Below are 20,649 nucleotides of genomic sequence, written 5' to 3'. Positions count from 1 at the left end.
CGGAGCCGGGTTCAGTCATCAATAGGGGCAGGCGGCGCTAAACCCGTCCTACGCGCTGCCTCGCACCGCCCAGGCCAAACTCTCAAACCTGCGCGGTCCATCTCCGCGCCTGCCATCCAGGTAAGCCGCCTTCAACGCCTCTCGCAGCCGCTCTTGTCTCGCTTCCGGCAATCCCTCGAAAAACGCCGAGAAGCGTCCTTGCCCATAGACCTTCGGCAGGTAGAAATCGTCGAAATCGCTGTAGTCCATCATGATCGTCAGAGTTGCCTCGGTGACATCGGCAAAGCCGGCGCCGGCAAACTGCGCCCGCAACTCGCCCTCTGATGTCATCGGCCGCGGGCCGGAAGGGATGCCGTTGCCTTCGGCTTCGGGTTCGACGGCGCGGATCGTGTTCCAGAAGAGGCGCCAGCTCGGCATGCCGTCATGGGACCAGACGGCGGCGGCGGCGATGGCGCCCGGTTTCAGGACGCGGCGCATTTCGGTGATGGCCTTGTTGGCGTCGGAGACAAAGTGGAGGACGAGGAGGGAATAGGCTGCGTCGAAGCTCTTGTCTTCATAGGGAAGGGCGCAGACGTCGCCCTGGCGGGCGCTTACCCTTGGGTCTTCGGTGCGGGCGCGCAGCGCCGCCACGAAATTTTCCTCGAAATCCAGGGCTTCGATGGCGGTGAGTTCGGGTTGGGTTGAGAGCGCCAGTGTCAGGCTGCCGGTGCCGCAGCCGGCGTCCAGCACGCGGCCATATGCGGGTATGCCGGCGAAGGCGAGAAACGGGTCTGCGAGCTTGCGGCTCCAGCGACCCATGGCGGCTTCATAGGCGTCTGCGCCCCTGGCGATGAAGGTGGATGGCATGTGGAGCCTCGGCGGTTGTGCTTGTGCCGGGCGGATATAGGGCGGATGGATGGGGTGTCTATTGCGTGGGGGCGTTCGGTTGGCATTGAATTACGTGGCACCCCCTTCTGCCCTGCCGCGCATCTCCCCCACAAGGGTGGAGATTGGCTGGGCGAACGGGTTTCCCCAAACAATCGACGTTGCAAGCTGCGCAACGTTAGTGAGACGCGAAGGTCAGGCCACTTGTGAATCTCCCCACCTGTGGGGGAGATGCCTGGCAGGGCAGAGGGGGTGTCCCACGGCACAGCGCTTCGATTGGCTTCGCATAACTCCAAAAACAAAGCCCCCCGAGCTCCTTTCGAAGCCCGGGAGGCATGACACACCGGCCGTAGGTCAGGAGTGGGTGGCTGGGGCGGTCGGTGGTGTCTCGGGTGCGGCTGGCATTTGCTCCTCAGTGACCGGCCGCTTCGTCCTCATCAGCTTCAGCACGAAGACGAAGAACGCCGGGACGAAGAAGATCGCCAGCACCGTCGCCGAGATCATGCCGCCGAGGACGCCGGTGCCGATGGCGTTCTGGCTTGCCGCACTCGGGCCGGTCGCGATCGCCAGCGGCACGACGCCGAGGGTAAACGCCAGCGAGGTCATGATGATCGGGCGGAAGCGGACGCGGGCGGCTTCGATCGCCGCATCGAGCAGCGACCTGCCTTCGGCGTAATAATCCTTGGCGAATTCCACGATCAGGATGGCGTTCTTGGCTGAGAGGCCGATGATGGCGATGAGGCCCACCTTGAAATAGATGTCGTTGGGCATATCGCGGATCATCACCGCCAGCATCGAGCCGATGACGCCGAGCGGAACCACCAGCATGACCGAGAGCGGGATTGACCAGCTTTCGTAGAGACCGGCCAGAAGCAGGAAGACGAAGAGAATCGACAGGCCGAAGAGGAAGGGCGCCTGGCTGCCGGAGGTGATTTCCTCCGCCGACTGGCCGGACCATTCGAAGCCGAAACCTTCCGGCAGCTGCGAAGCCAGACGCTCCATTTCGGCGATCGCCGCGCCTGATGATTGGCCAGGCGCCGGCGCGCCGGAGATGCGCACGGTCGGATAGCCGTTATAGCCGACGATCTGCGGCGCGCCCTTCTGCCATTGGGCAATGGCGAAGGAGGAGAGCGGCACCATGCCGCCGCTCGCATTGCGCACGTTGATCTTCATCACGTCGTCGATCTGCAGGCGGGCGCGGTCATCGGCCTGGACGATGACGCGCTGCATGCGGCCGGTATTCGGATAGTCGTTGATATAGGACGAGCCGAGATTGGCGGTGATGGCATTGTTGATGTCGGCGAAGGAGATGCCGAAGGTGTTGGCCTTTTCGCGGTCGATCACCATCAGAACCTGGGCGGCATCCGGCATGCCTTCGATGCGCATGCCCGTCAGGACAGGGCTCTTGCCCGCCATCTGCATCAGCTGGCCGGCCGCCTCGACGAGCGCCGTCTGGCCCTTGCCGCCGCGGTCCTGCAGGCGGAAGGAGAAGCCGCCGGTGGCGCCGAAGCCTTCGATCGGCGGCGGCGAGAGCGCAAACGTGGTGGCGTCCTTCAGGGCAAAGAGCTGGCCGTTCACGCGGTTGGCGATTTCCTGCACGGTATTGCCGGGGCCGCGCTCGGCCCAGTCCTTCAGCGTCACGAAAGCGAGGGCGGCATTGGCGCCGTTACCCGAGAAGGAGAAGCCCTGGATCGCCACGATATTCTCGACGGCGGATTCTGTGCGGAAGATCTTTTCCACCTGCTTGATGGATTCGATCGTGCGGTTGGCGCTCGCTTCCGGCGGGCCCTGGATATCGACGATCAGGAAGCCCTGGTCTTCATCCGGCACGAACGCGGTCGGCAGGTTGATGAAGAGATAGCCGAGGCCGACGACGAGGGCGAGATAGACGATCATCATGCGTCCGGCGCGGCGCGCCATGCCGGTGACGGTTTTCGAGTAACCGGATGTGATGCGCTCGAAATTGCGGTTGAACCAGCCGCCGATGCCGCGCTTGTGGTGGTGGCCCTGCTTGATCGGCTTCAGGAAGGTGGCGCAGAGCGCCGGCGTCAGCGACAGCGCCAGGAAGGCCGAAAAGAGGATCGAGACGACCATGGTCAGCGAGAACTGGCGGTAGATGATGCCGGTCGAGCCGGGGAAGAAGGCCATGGGAATGAAGACGCAGGAGAGAACCAGCGTGATGCCGAGAATGGCGCCGGTGATCTGGCCCATCGCCTTCTGGGCGGCCGCCTTCGGCGAGAGCCCTTCCTCGGCCATGATGCGCTCGACATTTTCGACGACGACGATCGCGTCATCGACGAGGATGCCGATCGCCAAGACCATGGCGAACATGGTGAGCACGTTGATGGAGAATCCGGTCGCATACATGACCGCGCAGGTGCCGAGCAGCGCCACCGGCACGACGAGCGTCGGGATCACCGTGTAGCGGAAATTCTGCAGGAAGATGAACATGACCACGAAGACGAGGGCGACGGCTTCGACCAGCGTGTGAATGACCTTCTCGATCGAAGCCGAAACGAAGGGGCTGGTATCGTAGGGCACGGAATATTCGATGCCGGACGGGAAGAAGCGGGAAAGCTCCTTCATCTTCGCGTTGACGGCGTTGGAGACGGCAACGGCGTTACCGGTCGACGAAAGCTGGATGGCGATCGCAGCACTCGGCTGGCCGTTGAGGCGGCTGGTGAAATTATAGGATTCCGCGCCCTGCTCGACGCGGGCGACATCCTTCAGGCGCACGGTGGAGCCATCGGCATTGGCGCGCAGGATGATCTCGCCGAATTGCTGCGGCGTCGAAAGCTGGCCCTGCACGAGCACGGTCGCCGTCAGATCCTGGGTGACCGGGTTCGGCTTGGCGCCGATCTGGCCGGCTGCGACCTGGGCATTCTGTGCGGTGATGGCGGCGTTGATATCGTCGGTCGTGAGATTGAGGCCGACCATCTTGTCCGGGTCGATCCAGACGCGCAGCGCCCGCTGGGCAGCAAAGAGCTGGGCGCGGCCGACACCATCGATGCGGCGCAGTTCGCCGATGATGTTGCGGGTGATGTAATCGCCGAGCGCCACTTCATCGCGCGTGCCGTCTGTCGAGGTCAGCGCGATGAACATCAGGAAGCCGGAGCTCGCTTCCTCCACGTTGATGCCCTGCGAGCGCACGGTGGCGGGCAGGCGGGCTTCGACGCGGCGGATGGCGTTCTGCACGTCGACCGAGGCCTGGTCGATATCGGTGCCGGCGCGGAAGGTGGCGTTGATGCTGACCGAGCCGGAATTATCCGAGGTCGACTCGAAATACATCAGGCCCTCGACGCCGTTCAACTCATCCTCGATCTGGCGGGTGACGCCCTGATAGATTTCCTGCGGCGAAGCGCCCGGATAGGAGGTGGAGATCGAAAGCTGCGGCGGGGCGACTTTCGGATATTGCGAGACGGGCAGGAAGGGGATCGCCAGGATACCGGCAATCGAAATGAACAATGCGAAGACCCAGGCCAGGATCGGCCTGCGAATGAAGAATTGTGCCATGAGCTCTTACTCCGCAGGCTTCTTGGGGGCGGAAGCGTCCGGTGTGGCGGAAGTGTCCGCCGGGGCATCCGGCTTCCAGGGCTCGGGCGCAACGGTCGCGCCCGGCTTTACCTTCTGCACGCCATCGGCGATGACTTTCTCGCCATCCTTCAGGCCTTGCTCCACCACCCATTCGGAGTCGAGTGTCTGGCCGAGCGTGACGGAGCGCAGCTCCGCCTTGTTGCCTTCCGAGAGCACATAGACCTGCGCCTGGCCGGCTTCGTTTCTGATAACGGCGCGCTGCGGCACCGTCAGCGCATCCTGTCGCACGGCCTGTTCGATGCGCACGCGCACATACATGCCGGGCAGCAGATCGCCGTGCTTGTTGGGGAATTCGGCGCGCAGCGTCACCTGTCCGGTATTGGGGTCGACATTGGCGCTGGCAAAGAGCAGCCGACCGGGCTCGGCATAGAGGCTGCCATCGTCGAAGACGAGCTCGACACGCGCTTCGCCGGGCGCGGCACTCGCGAGCTTGCCTTCGGCAACGGCGCGCTTGAGATTGAGAAGATCCTGGGCGGACTGGGTGAAGTCGGCATAGACGGGATCGATCTGCTGGATCAGCGCCAGATTGGAGGTGCCATCGGCGGTGACCAGCGCGCCTTCGGTGACCAGGGCCGCGCCGATGATGCCGGTGATCGGCGCGCGGACTTCGGTGTAATCGAGATTGATCTTGGCTTCGTCGAGGCCGGCTTGCGCACTCGCGACATCGGCATCGGCCTGGGCAAGATTGACGGCGGCCGTATCGTAATCGACGCCGGTCGCGATATTGCGCTCCTTCAGGCTCTGCTGCCGCTCCAGCTGCAGGCGGGCATTCTGCTGCGTGGCTTTGGCCCGCTGCAGCGCGGCTTCGGCGCTTGCAACGCGCACCTGGAAGAGCCGCGGATCGATGCGGTAGAGCACGTCGCCTTCCTTGACCAGCGTGCCCTGCTGGAACACGCGCTCCTGGAGGATGCCGGAAACGCGGGCGCGCACTTCCGACACACGGGTGGCGGCAATGCGGCCCGGCAGTTCGTTGACCACGGGCACGGCATGAGCCTTCATCTCAACCACGCCGACGGCAGCCGGCGGCATCTGCATTCCCCCTTCTTGAGCGAAGGTCTGCCCGGCCGTCAGTGCCAGAAGTGTCGTGGCTGCCATCATCGCCTTCAGGCGCGGCAGTTTGGTATTGCGCAACATGATATATCCCTTTTTGGCCGCCCCCGCGGCTTTCTGAGGTTCTTACTTTGGTTTATCGTTCAGGTTCCCGATCAGGTCTTCGTTTCGGGCGGCTCGGGAAAGGTCGTGTAGACCTTGCGGATATCCTCGAGCAGTTCCTGTCGTTCCGTGCCGCTCCAGCGGTGGAAATCGAAGAGTTCGGTACAGTAAAAGCCGGTCAGCGCCAGATAGGCCATCAGCGCTGCCCGCGGCTTCAGCCCGGCGGCCATCGCCGCCAGATCGTCGAGCACCCATTTGCGTATGATCTGCTGCAGGCCTTCCTCGCTCGACATGGAGGCGCTGACCGCCATCGCCACGGCGCGGTCGGTATCGTCGAGCGCCTTGTCGGCGGCAGCGATGCGGCCGTAAAGCTCCGGGTGAGGGGTGTCGGCATTCGCGTCAACGCATTCCTGCATATGGGCGATATCGGCCCCGACGCGACGGTCGACCAGCGCTTCCAGAAGCGCGCTCTTGGTCTTGTGGTCATAGACGACGCGCGACTTGCTGACGCCGGCTTCCTTGGCGACGGCATCGATCGACAACCCGGCCGCACCTGATCGTACGACGACGCGCTCGGCAGCGTCCAGAATATCGTCAGTGGTGATCTTGCGCGTTCGCGTCACGGGTATGGCTTCCAGTTTTCATGGATAAAAATACGAACGTTCGGATTTAAATGCAAGCGGTTTCGTTTTTGAATGTGGGAGCGCTGATGGGCATGGCTTTTCACGGTGCCGCTCTTTATGGTCGCGGGCCGTGAACACAGAGGGAACATGTGCGAATCAATCTAGTCCAAGCTCAGCGCTATGCCTGCATCGGAACGGCGTGGGTGATCGTCCTTATTCAGCTGTTGTCATTTGCCCAGAGCGGCATTTATGGGAGCGACTGGGTCTTTTCCTTCATCGTGGCTGCGGTGTTCGGATTGTTGGGTACGCGGCGGATCACGGGAGCGTCGGGGCCCGAAAGCTCGACATCTGGGACCACGGTGGCTCAAAGGCCTGTCGCCGAAAGCAGCACAAGCCATTCGGACGCCTTGTTCAACACCGCTCCAAATAAACCCAAGACGCTCGAAGAGCATTGGCTTTTGTTTCAGAACGGCGAGGCTCTCGGGATAGAAATTCAGTGGCGGGCAGAAGAGATCATGTCTTTGATCCCGAAGCCCTTCTTTACCAAGCCGGAGAGCGAGACCGAAGGAGGCATGTGGGCGAACAGGGAAGCTTTTGTGAACTATTGGTTCCTTAGGGAAAGGGCATGGCTGCTGACCGTGGGTCTCGTTGCGATCCGCAGGGCTCAGAGCGACGCCAACTATGTCGGATCAGTCGAGTATATAGAATTGAGGCACCGGGTTTTTCTCTACCTTGCCGACGAGTTCAATCGTGCCTGCAAAGTTCTGGGCTGGCCCGTGGAACTCGAAGCACTGACGGTGCGCCTGAGCAATGATCTGGACGCTGTCAGCAGCTTTGTCGCCGATGCCGCGCGGGCTGCGGTGTCTGGTGAACCGGGCCGTGCAAAGCCGTTTATCGAATGGATCAAGGAGCAGGGGCTCGATGTGTCCGACGAGGGCTTGGTCAAGAACGCCCTGAGGACGCCAGAGGAATGGAAATCCGATTTACCCGTGTCCGCCTATCCGGCCTAGAACATGCATCGAGACATGGGCAGTGCGTTTCCTGCAAATAGGCGCTCACCCCACCCGCAAAACCCGCGCTTCCACCGGCTGCCCGATGCCCTTCAGTGACAGCATCCGCACCTCGCCATCGCCCACAAGCCCCGGTGCCTGAAGCGCGGTTTCGGCCGAAATCATGATTTCGCCCGGTGCTGCCTGCGATTCCAGTCTGGCGGCCTGGTTCACCACGCCGCCGATCGCGGTGAAATCGCTGTGGAAGCTGGAGAATTCGCCGATCTGGACATCGCCGGTATGGATGCCGACGCCGACGCCGAGCGGCTCGCCTACGTCGACCTCGGCGAGCGCTTCGGCGCAGGCGCGCTGGATTTCGCGGGCCGCCATGATGGCGGCTGCGGCATGGTCCCTACGGATGATCGGGAAATTAAAGATCGCCATCAGCCCGTCGCCCATCTGCTTGTTGACGATACCGTCATTGGCCCAGATCGCGCCGGCCGAACGGTCCTGGAACAGGCTGACGATATGGCTCAGTTCGACGGCGCCGATGCGTTCCGACAGTCCGGTATAGTTGCGGATGTCGGCAAAGAGGATGGTAGCGCCTGAAGTAATGTGGCGCTGTTTCTTCACGTATTGGAAGGAGCGTTCGCAGATCGTGCAGATATCGGGGTTCATTTTGCTTCTGGTGATGCCGAAAGCGCGCAGCGGCAGGGAGAGCGGGCCCCCGATTGGGATCGGCATGTGCATCTGGTCCCAGCAGCCGCGGCAGATGCCTGCGGTGCCTAGTCTTGCCGGATGCCTGATCGCTGTCGTGGTCGTCATGGCCGCAATTCCCTTGACATGGCAGCTTCCGCCAGTCCGGCGTATTTGGCAACAGGGAATGCGTCCGCTCAAGCGACGGTAGGCAGGACGTTGCGCGCACCGGCCTCATGCAGGCGCTGTTCGGCGAGCGCGATGAAGGCGCGCACCAGCGGCGAGAGATGTTTGCTGCTGGGATAGACGACATGCAGCCCGCCCGCCGGCGTCGTATAGTTTTCCAGCACGCGTTGCAGCCTGCCATCGGCGATGCCGGCGAAGGCGATGCCATAGGGCAGTTGGGCAATACCATAGCCGGCAAGGGTGGCGGCCATGACGGCCTGCATTTCGTTGGCGGCGAAGCGACCCGAGACGGTGACGGACTCTCCGCCCTTTTCTCCCTGCAGCACCCATAGCGCCTGGGCGGCGGACGGTCCGGCGATGACGCATTGATGAGTAGCGAGATCGGTTGGTGTTGCGGGTGTGCCTGCACGCGCGAGATAGGCCGGGCTGGCGCAGAGCAGGCGATAGGTGGGGCCGAGCCTGCGGGCGATCAGGGTGGAATCCTCGAGCGTCCCGGTGCGGAAGGCAAGGTCGATGCCATTGTCGATCAGGTTCAGTTTCTCGTCGGTCAGGCGCAGTTCGACCCTGGATTTCTCATAGGTCGCCATGAAATCGAAGATCGTATCGGCCAGGAAATGGCTGACGAAGCCGACCGGGGCGGAAATGCGGATCGTGCCGGCAGGCTCGGCGCGGGCTTCGGCCAGGCGGATATTGGCTTCTTCGATGCGGCGCAGTGCCTGGCTCGCCTCTTCGTAATAGAGACGCCCGGCATCGGTCAGGCCGAGGCTGCGGGTCGTGCGCTGCAGGAGGCGCACGCCGAGTTCGCGCTCCAGAGCGGCAACGCGGCGGCTGACCGTCGTCTTCGGCATGGCCATGAGTCGCGCTGCAGCCGTGAAGCTGCCGGCTTCGATGACACGGGCGAAGATCGCGATGTCGTTCAGATCGATCATTGATGCTCCAAATGGGACGATGTTTTGCATTTGTAGCCAATTATGGCTCAATGCAACAATGCCCAATTCAGCTTCGTTAGCAACGATCCCCCGAGATCAGTTTTCCTTAGGGGATCACCAAGCGATCAAGGAGCTTGAGATGAGCAATAGCAGAACCATTCTCGTCACCGGGGCAACCGGCCATCAGGGCGGCGCCGTCGCCCGGGCGCTCGCCTCGCGCGGCCACCGCGTCAAGGGGCTTACCCGCAAGCCGGATAGTGACACCGCGCGGCAGCTTGCCGCATCCGGCATCGAGATTGTCGCGGGCGATCTCAACGACAAGGCCTCTGTCGTTGCGGCAGCTCGTGGCGTCGATACCATGTTTTTGATGGGCAACAGCTATGAGGCGGGCGTCGAAGCGGAAACGCGCCAGGGCATTGCGGCTGCCGATGCGGCCAAGGAGGCCGGAGTGGGCCACCTGATCTATTCCTCGGTATCGGATGCCGACAGGAAGACCGGAATCCCGCATTTCGACAGCAAATATCTCGTCGAACAGCATGTGGCCGGGCTCGGCATACCCTACACGATCTCGGCCCCGGTCGCCTTCATGGAGAACACGGTAGCGCCTTGGGCAATCGGCGGCCTGAAACAGGGCGTCTATGCCGCAGCGCTGCCGCCCGCCCGCATATTGCAGCAGATCGCGACAGACGATATCGGCCATTTCGTCGCCGCCCTTGCGGAGCGTCGCGAGCAGGTTTTCGGCAAGCGCTTCAATATTGCCGGCGACGAGCTGTCGGGTGAGCAGCAGGCGAAGATCCTTTCGGACGCCATCGGCCGACCGATCCGTTTCCAGGAGCTGCCGGTCTCGGCGTTGCGCCAGCAGAGCGAGGATATGGCGCTGATGTATGAGTGGTTCGACAAGGTCGGGTATTCCGCCGATATCGCGGCCCTGCGCCGGGATTTTCCCGAGGTCGCCTGGCATAGTTATGCCGACTGGGCGAAGGGCGTTGACTGGAGCATTCTCGACAAGGAATGAGGTTTCACGGGCTGCGGTGCTGACCGCCGCAGTCCGTCATCATCGGGCTGATCTGCGACGCTCTTGACGGCAGCCGGGCGAGCACCACTTCAACCGTCACTGAAAGCGGGGGTCCCGGTGCACCGGTTCGATCATTATCTGGTTTTCATCCTGCTGGCGCTCGGCGGCGGGCTTCTGATCGGCATTATGAGCCCGTCGGGCGAATGGTATGACACGCTCGCCAAACCCTGGTTCACGCCGCCGAACTGGCTCTTCGGTCCGGCCTGGACGATCCTCTACTTCCTGATCGGCATTGCCGGCGCGCGGACCTTCGAGCACAGCAGGAATTCACCTGTCATGATGGTCTGGATTGTCCAGCTCGCCTTGAACTTTGCCTGGTCGCCGGCCTTCTTCGGCCTGCAGCTTCCCGCACTCGGCCTCGTCATCATCATCGCCCTGCTGGTGCTGATCTTCGTCTTTATCGGGTTGTCGTGGCGGCGGGATCGGCTGGCATCGGTGCTGTTTATTCCCTACGGCTTCTGGGTCGCCTATGCCACCGCGCTCAACGCCGCTGTTGTCGCGATGAATTAGGGGCTCGTACGGCTTGCCGCAGTGTCCGCGAGCCCTAAAAATAAAGGGGCATTGTCCTGTTTATGTCGCTTCTTTGGGGGAGGCTGCGATGGCGTCGAGTTTCAATGTCGAAAATGCGGATGGTTACGAGCGGCTGATGGGGCGCTGGAGCAAGAGGCTCGCGCCTGGCTTCATCGATTTCGCCGGGCTTGCCGATGGCGAGAGCGTACTCGATGTCGGCTGCGGCACGGGAAGCCTCACCTTCACGCTCGCGGAAAGGCCTGGTCTCAAATCGATCACGGCCATCGATTTTTCGCCCGTCTTCGTGGAGGCGGCGAGTCAGCGCAACACCGATCCGCGCATCACGATTCAGGAGGCCGATGCCTGCGCGCTGCCATTCGAGGATGAGAGCTTCGACCGGGCATTCTCGCTGCTCGTCCTGCATTTCGTGCCGGAGGCCGGCAGGGCGGTGGCCGAGATGCGGCGCGTCGTGCGGCGGGGCGGCACCGTGGCCGCTGCCGCCTGGGATCATTATGGCGGCATGTCCGGCATGCGCATGATGTGGGATACGGTCGCCATGATCGACAGCAATGCGCGGGCGATGCGCCACCGCTATTCATTCCAGCCGATGATGCGGCCAGGGGAAATGAAGGCAAGCTTCCTCGGCAACGGCCTTGTCGATGTCGAGGAGACGTCGCTGACAATCCGCATGGATTACGATTCCTTCGACGATTACTGGGCGCCGATCGCCGCCGGCGAAGGCCCGCTCGGCAAATATGTGACGGGGCTGGATGCCTATACGCGCACGAGGGTCGATACGGCGGTGCGGGATGCCTATGAGGCGGGAGAGCCGGACGGTCCGCGCTCCTTCGCCTCGGTCGCCTGGGCCTGCCGGGGCAGGGCGCCCGACTGAGGTTGGGGACGGCATCTGGCAGGGTGACAGCAGCCGGCTGCCGTCACCGGTTGGAGGCTCTCAAGTCCGGCGAGAACCCTGCGACTGGTTCTGGCCGTCGCCGCTCTGCGACTGCGACTGGCCGCCGTCACGCTCCGCCATCATCCTGCGGGCGCTGCCTTCGATCGTCTCGCTGCCGTGTGGTGCCGTTTTCGGGACGCCGACCTCGGGCTCATCGGTGGTCGCAGGCTGTCCTGTCGTATAGGCGCGTACGCGTGGCGAGCCGGTGTTGAGGTCGCGCTTGCCGACACGGAGCTTCTGCGGCTCGGATGGGGCTGTCTCGTCCGATACGGTGGAGGATTCCATTGCGCGCTCCGTAGCGCTCCTGTCCGGGGCGAAGGCGTCTTCCGTTACCGTCAGATCGTCCTCGGCGGCGGCGCGGCGGCGATCATGCGTGGGACTGGCAGCGGTCTGCCGCGAGGACCTTGCCTCCCAGCCTTCGCGCCGCCAATGGTCGGCGCGCTCATCCATGTCGATAGAGCCTTCATCGTCCAGAATGTCGTGTGCGGTCTCGTAGCTGGCATCGTCAACCTGCACGGAGACAAGGAAACCGCCACGGCGCAGGCCTTCGGCATAGGCGGCGCGGTCTTCATCGGGAAAGAGCCAGTCCTCCAGCTTCCACCAGAAGCCGGGACGGTCGTCGCTCGCGACATCGGCGCCGTTCGCATCGGCCTCATAGCCGGGCAGAAAACGGATCGAATCCGCCGGGATACCTGCATCCTCAAGCCGTGCGACGGCCTGTTCGGCGTCGTCGCGGCGGTCGAAAAGGGCAGTAAGCGTGCTCACTTGCGTGCCTGCGGCAGAGGTCGGGATGTTCTCGTTGCGGAGATTGGCCATGTGAATGACTCCCTTGGCTTCGCTTCACTGAATGCGCGCGAGGGCCGGCTCATGTCGAGAGAGGGCCCGGCTGCTCATAAGGTGAGAACAGCCACGATTCCCGAAGGTTCCATGACAAAAGCTCTTGTTTCGCAGGTTAGCGGCGGTGCGCGGATTTGCGGCGGAAATCGACGGTAATGACATTGAGGCCGGCGGGGTCCTGACCGGCCGGCGGAATGTCTCCCGGCTCCTTGGCGGCCGCTGGAATTGGCGCCTTTTGCATCTCGCCAGCCGTTCGCAGATCCCGCACGGTGCCATAGAGCTGCGCCACCAGCTTGCGATAATAATCGACGATGCGCTGATGCTCCTCGCGTGAAATGTAGCGTTCCTCAAACCACTGGATCATGACGGTCACCCGATTGGCTGAATGAAGGGAACGCTCGACCACGTGCAGCGGTTTCAGCGGGATCCAGATACGGTTAGTGCTTCATGAATGGAAATTGGGGCCGACCCGCCGCCGTTTATCCCAGCGTCGCCAGCACATTCGCCGCCGCTCTCAGATCCGGCGTGTCGCGCCCTTCCGTGAAGCGCTCGAAGACCGGCCGCAGCAGCGCCTCGGTGTCCGCCTTGCGATCCTGCCCGGCCCAAAGCAGGGCAAGGTCGGTGGCGGTGCGGATTTCCCAGGCTTTGGCGCCCTGGGCGCGGCTCCCTCTTTCGCCCGATAGCGGTATTCCCTTGTCACTCTTCTCCGCTACTTCCGCTCCAGACCTAAAACTTCTGGCAATTGCGCATCATTGATGCCGTCATGTGCGTGACGGCGGATCATCGGTTTCAGTGCTCATCAATGCGGCCCCGGCCAATCCCCAAGACTCAGCCAATCCCAAGGGAAGGAGAGTATCATGAAAGTTCTGATCGTATTGACCTCGCATGATCAGCTCGGCAATACCGGCAAAAAGACGGGCTTCTGGCTCGAGGAACTCGCCGCTCCCTACTATGCATTCCAGGACGCCGGCGCCAAAATGACGCTTGCTTCGCCGAAAGGCGGCCAGCCGCCGCTCGATCCCAAGAGCGACGAGCCTGACTTTCAAACCGAGCTGACCCGGCGTTTCAATGCGGACGAGGCGGCCAAGGCACGGCTTGCCAATACGGTGCGGCTCGACAGCGTCAATCAGGCTGACTACGACACCATCTTCTATCCCGGTGGCCACGGCCCGATGTGGGATCTGGCCGAAGACCCGCATTCCATCAGATTGATCGAATCCTTCATTGCAGCCGGCAAGGCCATTGCTCTCGTCTGCCATGCGCCGGGTGTGCTGCATCGTGTCAAGAATGCCGATGGCACGCCATTTGTCGCCGGCCGGCATGTGACCGGCTTTACCAATGGCGAAGAGGAAGGCGTCGGCCTGACGAAGGTCGTTCCGTTCCTCGTCGAGGATGAGTTGCTGAGCCTTGGCGCGATCTTCTCCAAGGTCAAGGATTGGGGCGTTCACACAGTGACTGACGGCCAGCTGATCACCGGCCAGAATCCCGCATCGTCAGGCCCCGCAGCGCGCGTTCTGATCGACGCACTGCGCAGGCAGGGCAAGTAAACCTCTCCGTGCGGCAGGCGCCTCGGGTGAAGCGCCTGTCTCACCGAGGCCGCCTGATCGCCCGCACCGTGGCGGCTCCCCCGGTGCCGGCATAAAACAGATCGCCGCCGTCGGATTCCAGCCCCGAAACACCGTCTCCTTCAGGCATGTCCAGCCGCTCCAGCACTTCGCCGGTCTTAGGGTCGATGCGGCGCACGTCGCTCGCGTCGTCCTCCCATGTCGCGTGCCACAGTTCGCCATCAACCCAGGTGACACCCGTTACGTGCCGTTTGGATTCGATCGTGCGCAGGATCTTGCCCGTCTCCGGGTCGATCTCGTGGATGCAGCGGTCGCGGTACTGGCCGACCCAGAGGCTGCCCTCGCACCAGGCAAGGCCGGAATCGCCGCCATTGCCGGGGGCGGGGATGGTGGCGACGACGGTGCCGGTTTCGGGGTCGATCTTGCGGATCTTGTCCTCACCGATCTGAAAGAGATAGCGCCCGTCGAAGGCGGTACCGGCATGGGCGGCGACATCGATGGCGCGGGTTTCTGTCCCGCTCTCGGGGTCGAGCGCATGCAGCTTGTCGCCCGAGGCGAACCAGACATGCCGGCCATCATAGCTGACGCCGTTGACACGCGGTGTGTCCTCAAAGGGGCCGTATTCGCGGATGATCTCTGCCTTTGCCGTCTTCATGGGTTCATCCTCTCTTTCGGACCGATGTTAGTCGCTCGGCAGCGGGCCGGGGAGTAACAATGTTGTCGGGAAGCCGACGACCGGCGGCATCATCCAGCGCCGCGCGCGACCATTGCCGAAGAACTGCACCTTGCCGGCTTCGCCAAGGGCGTCCAGCGCCCGCTGCACCGTGCGCGGGCTGGTGGAAAGCGCGATCGAAAGCGCCGTGCTGGACCAGGATTCGCCGTCGGCAAGAAGAGCGAGCAGCGACGCATGTTCCTCCTCGACCGGCGGGGCGAGCACGACGACCTTGCGACCGTCGAGCGGGGTGAGCGCGAAGCCGAGGCTCGTCGCCTTGACCTCGGCAAGGCTTGCAAGGGCGGTACGCAGCCGGCCGATCTCGACGCGCAGCCGCGCGCGATGAGATTCATCGGCGTGGCGGGCGCGAAAGGCGCGGGCAAGGAGCTGGGAGCGGGAGACATCTTCTGGTGCGGCCTCGGCAAGCGTGCGCGCCAATGCGAAGAGAACCGGGCGGCTGGCGAGCGGCACGATCTCGGCGCCGGCTCGCACCACGTTGCGGCAGGCATCGACGACGAGCACGCTGGACGCGAGCAGCGCCTCGACCTCTTCGAGCTGCAGCAGACGTTCGGCGCCGTCGGCAATCAGCCGGGCGGCCGGCGCGTCCAGAACCTTTGCCGCATCGCGCACTTCGATGGCAAGCGCGGGTATACCGGCCTTCGACGCCGCTTCGGCCGCCCTTGCGAGAGCCTCGCGGGCCTGTCCGGTGCGCAGCCGGCGGATTGCGACGCCGGCAACGGCGAGCTCATGGCCGGCGCGGGCGGCCGGCGGCAGCGGCGAAGGGTCGAGATCGGCAAGCAGCTTTTCGGCCGCATCGAGATGGCCTATCAGAAGCAGGCGGCGGATCTGCAGATTGCGGGCATGGGCGGCATTGACGCGATCGCCGCGTCTTGAGAGCGTGGAGCGCGCTGCTTCCAGCGCCTTTTCCGGCCAGGCGAGATCGCGCGAAACAAGGGCGATTTCGGCTTCCGCGACGATGCAGCGGGCGCGCGCCACCGCTTCCCGCGGTCTGAAGGTTTTGGCGGCACTTTTGAGCAGCGCCTTGGCGCGGCCGAGATCGCCTAGCTGGGCCATGGCAATGCCGCGTAGCGCCAGCGCCGGCGGGTCGTCGCGCAGCGCCACGCGCTTCATCGCCCCGATCGGATCACCCTTGGCGAGCGCGTGGGCGGCCGCTGTTATCAGCGAGTCCATCGGAATCCCGTCACACTTGTAACTCCCACCCCTCGTTCATCAAGACCTAAGTTATTCCTCATCGGCAGGCAACGGCCCGCCGTCACGCATGTTTCAAAGCAAGTGAGGAGAAGAACCATGATGATGCACAAGACCGGAACACGGGAAGACTGGCTCAAGGCGCGGCTGGCGCTGCTCGAAGAGGAAAAGGCGCTGACGCGCCGCAGCGACGAGATCGCTGCCAAGCGTCGGGAACTGCCCTGGGTGAAGATCGAAAAGGATTACCACTTGGAGACGGAAGCCGGCATGGTGCCGCTGTCGGCGCTCTTCAAGGGCCGTTCGCAGCTCTTGATCTACCATTTCATGTTCGGCCCCGACTATACCGCCGGCTGCCCATCCTGCTCGTCGATCGCCGACGGCTTCAACGGCGTCACCGTGCATCTTGAAAATCACGATGTCGCCTTCAGCGCCGTTTCCCGCGCGCCGCTCGCCAAGCTTCTCGACTTCAAGAAGCGCATGGGCTGGAGCTTCGATTGGGCCTCGTCCGAGCGTAGCGATTTCAACCGAGACTTCAATGTATGGTTCACGCCGGAAGAACAGCAGAGCGGCGGCATCGAATATAACTTCCGCCGCGAACCGCCGATCCCCAATGTGCTGCAGAAGCAGGAACCGGGCGCCGAACAGAGCCCGGCCGATCTGATCGCCTCGATGACCGGTACGGATATCAACACGTTCGCCCGCGAGCGCCCAGGCCTCAGCGCCTTCATCATGCAGGACGGCGACATCTACCACACCTATTCCTCCTATGCCCGCGGGCTGGATGGTGTCTGGGCCATGTACCAGTGGCTCGACCGCGCACCGCTGGGGCGCAACGAGGAGGGCGTCTGGTGGCGCCACCACGACCGCTACGAGGCAGCCTGATGTGCCCGTCAGCATCCGTATCAGAGGCCGGCAATTCTGCCGGCTTCCACCTGCCATCGGCCATCGCGCGCGGCCTATCCTTCGCGGCGGCTCCGACTTTTGCGGCCATGGCAGCGCTTTCGGCGAGCGAGCCGGCAGCCGACATGATCTGCTCGATGGGCGGCATGCCGATGGATGGAGCGTCGCTTTTCAGCGGGATGGTGCCGATGTATCTGCTGATGAGCCTATTTCATGTCGGGCCCTGGCTCAGGTGGATGGGCGGTGAGGGAGGCTTTCGGTGCTCGTGACGATATGAATACGCGACGGCATACCGTGGGAGACCCCCCCTCTGGCCTGCCGGCCATCTCCCCCACAAGGGTGGAGATCGACAAGCGGCGTAACCTTCGCACATCTTCCCCGTTTCGCCGGGCTGCTACGCCAATTGTTTGGGAAAGCAGCGCTTCCAGCTGATCTCCCCACCTGTGGGGGAGATGGCCGGCAGGCCAGAGGGGGGTGCCAAGCGCTCAGCGTTCCCAATTATTCACCAATCCCCCTAATCGCGCCAACGTGATGGAACCCGGTCAGCAACCCTGACGTTTCCGAGGCGCTGTCTTCCGACAGCACGCTCACCCTGACACCCCTTCCGACGGCACCCGGAATTGCCCCGCTTCGCCGCCGCTTTCGGACGGAGGAAATGCATATGTCCGCATTGGCAAACCTGCGCGCGCTCACGCCGCAGCAGCGCAACGCCGTTATCGCCAGCTATCTTGGCTGGACGCTCGACGCTTTCGATTTCTTCATTCTCGTCTTCGTTCTCAAATATATCGCCGAGGAGTTTCATACCGACGTTCCCACTGTTTCCGTAGCGATCTTTCTCACCCTTGCCATGCGGGCGCTCGGCGCCCTGATCTTCGGGCTCGCGGCAGACCGCTACGGGCGGCGCATCACGCTGATGGTGAATGTGCTGGCCTATTCGCTCTTCGAGTTCCTCACCGGTTTTTCGACCGGGCTCACGATGTTCCTGGTGCTGCGCGCCCTCTATGGCATCGCCATGGGCGGAGAGTGGGGTGTGGGCGCCTCGCTCGTCATGGAGACCGTGCCGGGGGACAGCCGCGGCATTGTCTCGGGCATCCTGCAGGCGGGTTATCCCTCCGGCTATCTGCTCGCTTCGCTCCTGTTCTTCCTGCTGTTTCCGGTCATCGGCTGGCGCGGCATGTTCTTCGTCGGCGTGCTGCCGGCGCTGCTGGTCGTCTACATCCGCAGCCATGTTCAGGAGAGCCCGGCCTTCGTGAAACGCCAGCAGCAAGGCCGTGGCCGGCCGTTCCTGACGGTGTTGCGCGGCAACATTCCGCTCTTCATCTGGGCGGTGTTGCTGATGACTGCCTTCAACTTCTTCAGCCATGGCACGCAGGACATCTACCCGACCTTCCTCGAAAGCCAGCGCAACTATTCTAGCTATACGGTCGGCGCGATCGCCATTGTCTATAATATCGGTGCCATCGTGGGTGGGCTGTTCTTCGGCGCTCTGTCGCAGCGCATCGGGCGCAAGCGGGCAATCGTCATTGCGGCACTGGTCGCCGTGCCCGTGGCGCCGCTTTGGGCCTATGCGCCGGGGCCGGTGCTGCTCGCGACCGGCGCTTTCCTGATGCAGTTCTTCGTGCAGGGCGCCTGGGGCATCGTGCCGGTGCATCTGAACGAGCTTTCGCCTGACGAAGTGCGCGGCACATTCCCCGGCTTCGCCTACCAGCTCGGCAATCTGCTGGCCTCGGGCAATGCAACGATGCAGGCGGGGCTCGCGGCCCGCTGGAATGGAGATTACGCGACCGCTTTGGTCATTGTGGCCGTGATCGTCGCCGTCATCGTCGCGGCGCTTTCGGGCTTCGGTTACGAGAAGAAGGATGTGCGATTCGGCACGGAGGAAGCGGAAGCACCCGATGGCGCGATGCATCGCGCCTGACTTCTTCTCGATGGAGGCCGCGCCCGGTGCGCGGCCTTCTCCATTTTTCGCGGTCGGACGGGCTCTTGGTTCATGCCGTTTCGATCCCGTACAAAGAAATCTTCCCCTAGGTCTTTCTTAACGCAATCGGTCTAATTTCATATCGCGCTGACTATATATTGCATCCCGCCGCGAGGGTTCATGGATAGTAATTTCGCCTTCCTGCTGCCGGTCATGATGCTGATTTTCGGCAGCACGTTTCTGATCGTCGGCCGGTTTGGATCGCGCGAGGCGAAACCTTGGGACCGGGTTATCTCTTTGCTGCGGCCGCCTTCGGCGTTCCGCTGATCGATGGTTTCATCGCCGACCGCACGGCCTCGCTGATTGCAGATGCGCTGTTTCTGATATCGTTCGTTTTCTATTCCGGTGCTTTGCTTTGCCGTTTTGGCCGGCCTTCCTATCTGCTGCCGCGCTTGGTTTTCACCGGAGTGATGTATGCGGGCATCCTCTACGCGGCGCTGGTGGCCGAGAGCACGCCGATCGAATTCCTGCTTGATGATCTCGGTTGCGTGTTGCTGCTCACCTTTGCCATTGTCATGAGCCTGCGGCGCGTGCGCCATGTGGCCGACAGGGCATTGCTGGTGGCAGCGACGCTCGTGGTCGCCGAGACGGTTATCCGCAATGTCGCTTTCGTTTTCATTGCACCCTCCTATGGCGGGCCGGACGGCTTTCTCGCCTCGAACTATGCCTTCGCCATGCAGGCCGGAGCCTCCATTCTGGCGCTCGTCTTTGCGCTATCGGCGCTTGCGGCCGCAACGCTCGACACGATCATCGCCCATCGCGACGCAGCCGAACGCGATCCGCTGACCGGCATGCTGAACCGGCGCGGCTTCGACCGTATGATCGAGGAAAGCAGGGGCGTGGAAGGCGCCGTCATCATCTGCGACATCGACAATTTCAAATGGGTGAACGACACGTTCGGCCACGGACCCGGCGACGAGGTGATCCGCGCCTTTGCGGAGATGCTGCAGGTGCGGTTGCCGGAAGGCGGCTTTGCGGCGCGTTTCGGCGGCGAGGAATTCGTGATCGTCCTGCCTTCGGCGCCGTTGGTGGCGGGTGCCGATTTCGCCAACCGGGTGCGGCTTGCCTTTGCCGCCATTGACCGCACGGCGATCGGTTTCGACGGCGGGCCGATCGGTTTCGACGGCGGGATCACCGCCAGCTTCGGCGTTGCCGGCGCCGATGCTGCCGATCGTTCTCTCTACGAGCAGATCGCACGGGCCGATAAAGCGCTCTATGCCGCCAAGGAGGCCGGGCGCAACAGGGTGATGGTCGAGGGCGAGCCGCCAAGCGACATGTCCGGGCCGCGTCTTTATTACGCATCCGAGAAATACGGCTGTTGAGCGAATATTAGCCAATCGTGACTTGATTGGCCGAAAGCCGCTGTTAAACGTGCGCCCTCTATTCGTTTGGGTTCAGTCATAGGATCAACAATGCCCTTTTCCCTCAACCCGGCAGCCTTCTGGCCGGTGATCATGCTCTTTGCTTCCAATATCTTCATGACCTTTGCCTGGTACGGGCACCTGAAGCATAAGGGCAGCGCAATCTTCCTCGCCATCATCGCCAGCTGGGGCATCGCCTTTTTCGAATATTGCCTGGCGGTGCCGGCCAACCGCATCGGCTCGTCCGTCTATTCGACGGCGCAGCTGAAGACGATGCAGGAGGTCATCACCCTACTGGTGTTCTCGGGTTTCTCGATCTTCTGGCTCGGCGAGAATCTAACCTGGAACCATGCGATAGGGTTCGCTCTGATCGCGGTTGGTGCTTCGTTCATTTTCCGCGCATGATCTCAACGATTTCAACAGATTACAAATCGTCCATGTCGGCAAATTGCCGCAATTCCTACAGATTGCCGTCGTAATTCACTGAGACCTTATCACCATCTAACGATGAAGAGGT

Annotated in this window: 21 protein-coding genes; 11 read left to right on the top strand and 10 right to left on the bottom strand. The window is 62.8% G+C overall.

Going from position 1 to position 20,649, the window contains the following annotated elements:
• Positions 1 to 48 precede the first annotated feature (48 nt).
• The 4 genes from EV281_RS05125 to EV281_RS05105 all read right to left on the bottom strand — a co-directional run bounded on the left by EV281_RS05125 (position 49) and on the right by EV281_RS05105 (position 6,233).
• Complete coding sequence (locus tag EV281_RS05125; protein ID WP_132651820.1) at positions 49 to 846, bottom strand: class I SAM-dependent methyltransferase; 798 nt, start codon at positions 844 to 846, stop codon at positions 49 to 51.
• A 372-nt stretch (positions 847 to 1,218) separates the two neighbouring features.
• The gene (locus EV281_RS05115; RefSeq protein WP_132651818.1) at positions 1,219 to 4,377 is read right to left on the bottom strand and encodes an efflux RND transporter permease subunit; all 3,159 of its coding nucleotides are present in this window, start codon (positions 4,375 to 4,377) and stop codon (positions 1,219 to 1,221) included.
• Between the two features lie 6 nt (positions 4,378 to 4,383).
• Positions 4,384 to 5,592, bottom strand: a complete 1,209-nt coding sequence (locus tag EV281_RS05110) for an efflux RND transporter periplasmic adaptor subunit (protein WP_132651817.1) — start codon at positions 5,590 to 5,592, stop codon at positions 4,384 to 4,386.
• A 71-nt stretch (positions 5,593 to 5,663) separates the two neighbouring features.
• Entirely contained in the window at positions 5,664 to 6,233 is a 570-nt protein-coding gene (locus EV281_RS05105; RefSeq protein WP_132651816.1) for a TetR/AcrR family transcriptional regulator, read from the bottom strand.
• Between the two features lie 203 nt (positions 6,234 to 6,436).
• Here EV281_RS05105 and EV281_RS05100 point away from each other — a divergent pair, with 203 nt between their 5' ends.
• Entirely contained in the window at positions 6,437 to 7,243 is an 807-nt protein-coding gene (locus tag EV281_RS05100) for a hypothetical protein (RefSeq protein WP_132651815.1), read from the top strand.
• A 45-nt stretch (positions 7,244 to 7,288) separates the two neighbouring features.
• Here EV281_RS05100 and EV281_RS05095 read toward each other — a convergent pair whose 3' ends face one another.
• Positions 7,289 to 8,047, bottom strand: a complete 759-nt coding sequence (locus tag EV281_RS05095; protein ID WP_132651814.1) for an adenylate/guanylate cyclase domain-containing protein — start codon at positions 8,045 to 8,047, stop codon at positions 7,289 to 7,291.
• A 68-nt stretch (positions 8,048 to 8,115) separates the two neighbouring features.
• Positions 8,116 to 9,033: a LysR family transcriptional regulator gene (locus EV281_RS05090; RefSeq protein ID WP_132651813.1), complete on the bottom strand. Its 918-nt coding sequence runs from the start codon at positions 9,031 to 9,033 to the stop codon at positions 8,116 to 8,118.
• A gap of 139 nt (positions 9,034 to 9,172) precedes the next feature.
• On the opposite strand from EV281_RS05090, the gene EV281_RS05085 reads away from it, so the two are divergent.
• The 3 genes from EV281_RS05085 (at position 9,173) to EV281_RS05075 (ending at position 11,510) form a co-directional block, all read left to right on the top strand.
• Positions 9,173 to 10,048, top strand: a complete 876-nt coding sequence (locus EV281_RS05085) for an NmrA/HSCARG family protein (RefSeq protein ID WP_132651812.1) — start codon at positions 9,173 to 9,175, stop codon at positions 10,046 to 10,048.
• Positions 10,049 to 10,165: 117 nt separating this feature from the next.
• A complete protein-coding gene (locus EV281_RS05080; protein ID WP_245508217.1) occupies positions 10,166 to 10,618 on the top strand; it encodes a TspO/MBR family protein in 453 nt (150 codons plus the stop codon).
• Between the two features lie 88 nt (positions 10,619 to 10,706).
• Positions 10,707 to 11,510, top strand: a complete 804-nt coding sequence (locus EV281_RS05075) for a class I SAM-dependent methyltransferase (protein ID WP_132651811.1) — start codon at positions 10,707 to 10,709, stop codon at positions 11,508 to 11,510.
• A 60-nt stretch (positions 11,511 to 11,570) separates the two neighbouring features.
• On the opposite strand, the gene EV281_RS05070 is transcribed toward EV281_RS05075, so the two are convergent.
• On the bottom strand, positions 11,571 to 12,386 hold the full coding sequence (locus EV281_RS05070; RefSeq protein ID WP_132651810.1) for a hypothetical protein: 816 nt from the start codon (positions 12,384 to 12,386) through the stop codon (positions 11,571 to 11,573).
• 136 nt (positions 12,387 to 12,522) lie between these two features.
• On the bottom strand, positions 12,523 to 12,771 hold the full coding sequence (locus tag EV281_RS05065; RefSeq protein WP_132651809.1) for a hypothetical protein: 249 nt from the start codon (positions 12,769 to 12,771) through the stop codon (positions 12,523 to 12,525).
• 94 nt (positions 12,772 to 12,865) lie between these two features.
• Between EV281_RS05065 and EV281_RS05060 the strand changes: the two genes are divergently transcribed.
• Both EV281_RS05060 and EV281_RS05055 read left to right on the top strand, forming a co-directional pair.
• On the top strand, positions 12,866 to 13,090 hold the full coding sequence (locus tag EV281_RS05060) for a hypothetical protein (RefSeq protein WP_132651808.1): 225 nt from the start codon (positions 12,866 to 12,868) through the stop codon (positions 13,088 to 13,090).
• A 174-nt stretch (positions 13,091 to 13,264) separates the two neighbouring features.
• On the top strand, positions 13,265 to 13,954 hold the full coding sequence (locus EV281_RS05055) for a type 1 glutamine amidotransferase domain-containing protein (RefSeq protein WP_132651807.1): 690 nt from the start codon (positions 13,265 to 13,267) through the stop codon (positions 13,952 to 13,954).
• Positions 13,955 to 13,994: 40 nt separating this feature from the next.
• On the opposite strand, the gene EV281_RS05050 is transcribed toward EV281_RS05055, so the two are convergent.
• Together EV281_RS05050 and EV281_RS05045 are read right to left on the bottom strand one after the other, a co-directional pair.
• The gene (locus EV281_RS05050; RefSeq protein ID WP_132651806.1) at positions 13,995 to 14,627 is read right to left on the bottom strand and encodes a PQQ-binding-like beta-propeller repeat protein; all 633 of its coding nucleotides are present in this window, start codon (positions 14,625 to 14,627) and stop codon (positions 13,995 to 13,997) included.
• 27 nt (positions 14,628 to 14,654) lie between these two features.
• Entirely contained in the window at positions 14,655 to 15,875 is a 1,221-nt protein-coding gene (locus EV281_RS05045) for a helix-turn-helix domain-containing protein (RefSeq protein WP_132651805.1), read from the bottom strand.
• Between the two features lie 117 nt (positions 15,876 to 15,992).
• Between EV281_RS05045 and EV281_RS05040 the strand changes: the two genes are divergently transcribed.
• The 5 genes from EV281_RS05040 to EV281_RS05015 all read left to right on the top strand — a co-directional run bounded on the left by EV281_RS05040 (position 15,993) and on the right by EV281_RS05015 (position 20,537).
• Complete coding sequence (locus EV281_RS05040) at positions 15,993 to 16,775, top strand: thioredoxin family protein (RefSeq protein ID WP_132651804.1); 783 nt, start codon at positions 15,993 to 15,995, stop codon at positions 16,773 to 16,775.
• A complete protein-coding gene (locus EV281_RS05035) occupies positions 16,775 to 17,062 on the top strand; it encodes a hypothetical protein (RefSeq protein WP_132651803.1) in 288 nt (95 codons plus the stop codon). The genes EV281_RS05040 and EV281_RS05035 overlap by 1 nt, the downstream gene beginning before the upstream one ends.
• A 392-nt stretch (positions 17,063 to 17,454) precedes the next feature.
• Positions 17,455 to 18,711, top strand: a complete 1,257-nt coding sequence (locus tag EV281_RS05025) for an MFS transporter (RefSeq protein WP_132651802.1) — start codon at positions 17,455 to 17,457, stop codon at positions 18,709 to 18,711.
• Positions 18,712 to 18,989: 278 nt separating this feature from the next.
• On the top strand, positions 18,990 to 20,093 hold the full coding sequence (locus tag EV281_RS05020; RefSeq protein WP_245508216.1) for a GGDEF domain-containing protein: 1,104 nt from the start codon (positions 18,990 to 18,992) through the stop codon (positions 20,091 to 20,093).
• 90 nt (positions 20,094 to 20,183) lie between these two features.
• The gene (locus tag EV281_RS05015) at positions 20,184 to 20,537 is read left to right on the top strand and encodes a DMT family protein (RefSeq protein WP_132651801.1); all 354 of its coding nucleotides are present in this window, start codon (positions 20,184 to 20,186) and stop codon (positions 20,535 to 20,537) included.
• Positions 20,538 to 20,649: the final 112 nt, after the last annotated feature.

It is taken from the genome of Rhizobium sp. BK418 (assembly GCF_004341105.1).
Classification (GTDB): domain Bacteria; phylum Pseudomonadota; class Alphaproteobacteria; order Rhizobiales; family Rhizobiaceae; genus Rhizobium.
Note: the sequence above shows the minus strand (reverse complement) of the source record. Positions and strands in the feature narration are given on the sequence as shown.